This window comes from Arcicella aurantiaca, assembly GCF_003148625.1.
GTDB lineage: Bacteria > Bacteroidota > Bacteroidia > Cytophagales > Spirosomataceae > Arcicella > Arcicella aurantiaca.
Genome location: NZ_QGGO01000047.1, coordinates 1 through 5,500, shown reverse-complemented (window position 1 = coordinate 5,500; position 5,500 = coordinate 1). Strand labels below are relative to the sequence as shown.

The window sequence follows — 5,500 nt, the reverse complement described above, 5'->3', positions numbered from 1 at the left end:
TCCGCTTTTACTTCACTATTCTCTAAACTCTGTTCTCTATTATCTATATCTACGGGTTTCGTAAACTTGGGTTTGAAGACAGGTTTTGGCTTTGGTGCTTCCTCTCCTTCTGCTTCAATGTTTTCTACAACTTCCGTTTTTTCTTCTGAAACTACGGGTTTAGTAAACTTGGGTTTGAAGACAGGTTTTGGCTTTGGTACTTCCTCTGCTTCTGCTTCAATGTTTTCTACAACCTCAGGTTTGTCTTCTGAAACTACGGGTTTCTTAAACGCAGGTTTGAATGCAGGTTTTGGCTTTGGTGCATCTTCTGCTTTTACTTCTCTATTCTCTAAACTCTGTTCTCTATTCTCTATAACTTGCTCTTTATTCTCTGCAACCTGTTCCGTTTTCTCTTCTGAAACAACAGGTTTCTTAAAGGCAGGTTTGAATGCAGGTTTTGGCTTGGGAGTTTCTTCTGCTTTTACTTCTCTATTATCTATAACCTGTTCTCTATTCTCTAAACTCTGTTCTCTATTATCTATAACCTGTACTTTATTCTCTACACTCTTAACTTTACTTGCCAATTTCATCGCTTCTTTTTCAGCCATGAATTGTTCATAAAGATCTCTTTTCTCTTGCGATTGCTCAGCAGTTAAATTTCCAAATTCAAAATTATGATTTTTAACGTCGAAGGTTGAAAAATCATACTCATGGGTCATGGTTAAACATTCAGTCGGACAAACCGTTGTACAAAGTCCACAGAACATACATTTTGCCATGTCAATATCAAACTTGGCGGCATATAAACGAATAGCCGAGCCATCAGAAGCATACCCTGCAATTCCTGTTGCCTTAATTGGTTCAATTTCGATACAATCAACAGGGCAAACTTTAGCACATTTATCACAGACAATACAATCGTCCATTTCATTATCTAATTGATAACGGCCATTATCAGGTAAAGGCAACTGTTCGTGCGGATATTGAAGCGTGACAATACCTGTTTGTTGCTTGAAATAATCTGGATTATCGACAAAAATAGGCTTTCTACTCTGACGAGCTTCTTTGAGGTGTCGCCAAGACAAAGAAAGTCCTTTCAGAGAAGATTTGATACCTTCTTTGATATTTCCGAAGTATGTATTGTTAGCTCCTTTTTTCAATGAATGATTGGGTGATTGAATGATTGAGTGAATGTTAAAATGTTTAAACCTTCACTATTTTCCGTTAACCATTGACGGTGCAAAGTTACGTTCACATTTTTAACAAAAGAATATTTGCTTAAAGTTTCTGAAATAGAATAAAAAACAAAACCCTCATAAATCTATGACTTATGAGGGTTTTTGTGTTTACTATTATATTAATTGATACTAATCATCATATTGGTAGCTGTATTGGCATCAATAGTTGTCCCCGCTGGAATTTCAGCATTTTTACCTTTCATTGTTAAAAATAAGATACAAAGTACAACTCCTAAAACAATTGCTAAAGTCTGTTTGTCCTCTCCTTGTCTATAAATATTATTGCCAACTACTGGAATCTGTTGTCCATCAACAGAAGAAACGCTTTTAATTTGAATTTCGATTTGCCCTTCTTTACCTAACCCCTTTGCAATATTAGCACGGGTAACTAAACCTTTAGCGATTGACCCTGCTTTAACAACAACTACATCTCCAACTTTAATATCACTTCTAACCTTAAAATCTACAGTTTGTCCTGCCTGAACAGCATCTGAAGCCAATCTTTGAACTGTCTCTAATGCAATGGGTGTTCCTGCTGGCAATGAAACTTCACGAACATTACCTGATTTAAAAGAGAACAAACTTAAACAGATAAGTAATAGGTAAGCAGTAGGCTTAGCTACTAATGGATTAATAAAATTTTTTAACATGATACAGAAATTTAGGGTGAAAAATTAATATGAAAAATTTAAACTAATTCGATTTAGAACCGTGTCTCTTCGGGTTTGATTAAACCTTTTAACACTCTTTATAGAGCCTTGAATATTTCCAATATAAAAAGCTACTCCAATTACAGATGCAAGAATTCCAATTCCTACATTATTTGTCTTAAAAGATGTATAAGCTCCGTAAGCAAATAAGGAGTTGATAATTAATGAAGAGAGGGCTGTTTGTTTATGTGAAGCATATAAATATCCTGCTCCTGGAATTATGCCTAAAATACCTCCCCAAACAGCATTCTTACTTCTTTGTGTATTTACATTCACTATTAACTCTATATTTTTAGCTGCATTTTTCCCATAAAAACCTGTATTTGAGACCTTTTCAAATGATTTTTTTGCACTATCTAATTGAAGCAGTTTGATATGGCTAATTCCTTTTAACATCCAAGCTTCATCAATCAATGTGGTGTCTTTGTTTTCAATGGAAATCACTTTTTTATATTGTTGAATACTATTCGAATAATTTTTTAGTTCCTTCCATGTATTCCCGATTTCTAATACGATTTTGGGGTTATCTTTAATATTCACAGGAAAATCAATCTCATAATCAAATAGGGCTTTCTCACTTTCATCAATTGCACGAAGGCAAATTATATAGTTTGTATAAATTTCAACATTATCTACGCCCAATTCCTTATTAAAAATTGCCCTATTTATTTCTAAAAGTGCTTGTTGATGCAAGCCTTTATTAATCAAATACTTAATAAATTTTAGATTTTTTGAGGTATCTTTTATAGTGTCAGAATAAGCATAAAGTGGCATATTTAAACCAAGAACATATTTAGAGTTATCCCGACTGTCAACAAAATCAATAAGCCTAAGTTTTTGGTTTTGTAATGACAAATCATAATTGGTTATGTCATGGCTACACCTAAGAAGTCTATCTGCTGTAAGCGAAAAACCTTGTAGTACATTATATTCCTTGAAAACACTTAGAGAAAAATTTGAACAAGAAGGGTACATTTGGCATTCTCCGCCCCTAATATTACTTATATACTTTTGATAAACAGAGAGATAATCGACAAAGGAAGTATTCTTACTTTGGCAAAAAGAAGGGGATACAAAAAGTAGAAATGACAATTTGAAAGTAATAATCAAATAAGCTAATAGGCTATTTTTTAACAACATGAAAATAAATGTAGATAATTTTAATCTATTTTATTCACAAATATAGTGTTAGTTAAATATTCAGGCAAGTTTAAATGTATTATTTTATGCCTATTTACAGTATTACGTTCGTTATCGTTTTGAATGACAGCGAACGTAATACTCAGTAAAACTATGTATTTTTATAAATATATTCGGAAGTATCTATCTACTTAATTAGCCTCAAAAACAAAACCCTCATAAATCTATGACTTATGAGGGTTTTTATGTTTACTATCAATATGACTACTTGACAATTTGTAGTTTTTTGATAATCATTCGACCATTTTCTAAACCTACATTGACAAAATATGTTCCTGATGGCATATTCTCAACTGGTACTTTTACGCTTGTGCGTTCTGAACCTGTGGCTGTTTGAGAGAACTCAATACTGCCTGCTGTACTTAATATGCTTACTTCTACACTTTTGTTTGCTCTCATCAATTCTGCTGACAATTCAATGGCACAATCTGCATTTGATGGGTTTGGATAAATGGTTACATTATCAGCCAATGTTACTTCTTCAACCGCTGCAACTCTCGCCGAGATTGCTCCTGTAAGGGCAGATGTTGTTGTTTTCTTCGTAACAGTTACTTTGAATGAACAATAAGAAGTATTTCCTTTCGCATCTACTGCTTTGTAAGTTACCGTTGTTACACCTACTGGGAATGACATTCCCGGTTCAAAATTGTAAGTAATCGTTGGAATACCACAATTATCGCCTACCGCTGGATGGTCCCAAAGAACTACTGCCGTTGTTCCTGTTGTTACAACACTAATATCTGTTGGACAATCATAGAATACTGGAGCTTGTGTATCAACATCACAAGTAACAATTTTCACAACATTTACGACAAATGAACAAGTTGTTTTGTTTCCTTTGGCATCGGTTGCGGTATAAATTACCGTTGTTGTTCCAACTGGGAACTGAGAACCAGAAACGCTTGTCGATGACACGACAACTGTTCCGCAATTATCGGTTGCAGTTGGTTCTGTCCAAGTGATAGTTGCAGACGTTCCTCTTGTTTTGATAAGAACATCAGCAGGACACGCACTTAATACTGGAGGCGTTGTATCGGTATCGCATGGAGTAGTTACACCCGCATCAATATCTTTATTTACTTGTCCTTCTGTTAAAGTAATAACCGCTGTTTTTCCCGTTGTTAAATCTGCATCACTGTCTTTATCAGAAGTAGTTGCTCCTTTTGGAGAGAAATTAAATCCTGAACCGATAGTCGATTTAACAAATTCAACGGTATAGTTTCCTGCAATTAAATTATCAAATAAATACTTACCGTTTGCATCAGTTGTAGTCGTTGCAATTACATTGTTTGCACTATCATACAATTTCACCGTCACGCCTGATACTCCCCCTTCGCCTGCATCTTGTATTCCATCACCGTTTAAGTCACGGAATACATAATCACCAATTTGAGCAGGTTTAAACAATCCGAAATCTACTGTCAAGTTATCGCCACCAGCAACAGTTAAAGTAACAGGCTGAGTTCTGATAGTTTGTCCACTTACGGTTGTTCCGTTATCGTCGCCATCTACGTTATTATCTGGGTCAACTGCTGGTTCTGTTGGACCTGTTGCTGAACCCACTGTTCCTGTTGAAGATTTATATCCTGTTGGAGCTGAAATCTCAACTACATAATCACCAGCTGATAAATTAGAGAACAAATATTTACCATTTGCATCGGTAGTTGTTGTTCCTACTAAATTATTAGCATTGTCGTACAATTTAACCGTTACACCAGAAATACCTGTTTCGCCTGCATCTTGTTTTCCGTTATTATTCTTATCGTTGAAAACAGAGTCTCCTAATTTCAAGCAATTAGCAACTTTTACATTTACTGTTGCTACTGCACTACACCCTGTACCATTTGAAACAGTTACCGTATAAACTCCATTATTAGCCGCAGTTGAACTGGCAATTACCACATCTTTGGTATTTGCAGTAAATCCATTAGGACCTGCCCATGAATAAGTAACCGTTCCTGTGGCAGTTGTTGATAAGGTAATACTTACTGGAGCACCTGCACAAATTGTATTTGTACTTGTAGAAGCAATTGCAGTAAATGAACTTGAAACTGTTTTCTTCACTGTGTTAGATTCTCCACCGATATAATCTGTACAACCTGCTCTTCTTGAACAACGAATATAACAAGTCGTCTGAGTAATTGCAGAGGGTTGATAATCTGCGGTATTACTGTTTGGAATTGCCGTGTAAAGATTTTGTCCTACTATATTTAATGGACAAGCTCCATTTGATAATGATGTGGTTTGTAACCATAAATATTCTATCCCTACATTAGCATCGCCACCACTTGGCAAAGTAACATTCGTGATTTTTGATGGGGTTCCACCTCCACAAAGGGTTTCATCTGCTTGAATTTTTCCTCCATCGGTAAT

At 35.3% G+C, this 5,500-nt stretch carries 4 protein-coding genes and 1 pseudogene; all 5 read right to left on the bottom strand.

All coding sequences use genetic code 11. From position 1 onward, the window contains the following. Positions 1 to 1,139 (bottom strand): 4Fe-4S binding protein (locus tag LV89_RS23870; RefSeq protein WP_211321271.1); only part of this gene is annotated, 1,139 nt, incomplete at its 3' end. Between the two features lie 197 nt (positions 1,140 to 1,336). Next, a complete protein-coding gene (locus LV89_RS23865; RefSeq protein WP_109745510.1) occupies positions 1,337 to 1,867 on the bottom strand; it encodes a hypothetical protein in 531 nt (176 codons plus the stop codon). 24 nt (positions 1,868 to 1,891) lie between these two features. Next, positions 1,892 to 2,782 (bottom strand): tetratricopeptide repeat protein, encoded by an 891-nt coding sequence (locus LV89_RS23860; RefSeq protein ID WP_229201588.1) that lies wholly within the window; start codon positions 2,780 to 2,782, stop codon positions 1,892 to 1,894. A gap of 30 nt (positions 2,783 to 2,812) precedes the next feature. Further along, positions 2,813 to 3,067 (bottom strand): annotated as a pseudogene (gene yidD / locus LV89_RS25985) (membrane protein insertion efficiency factor YidD); the annotation flags it as partial. A gap of 264 nt (positions 3,068 to 3,331) precedes the next feature. Beyond that, a partial coding sequence (locus tag LV89_RS23855; protein ID WP_146199256.1) for an SdrD B-like domain-containing protein occupies positions 3,332 to 5,500 on the bottom strand: 2,169 nt, incomplete at its 5' end.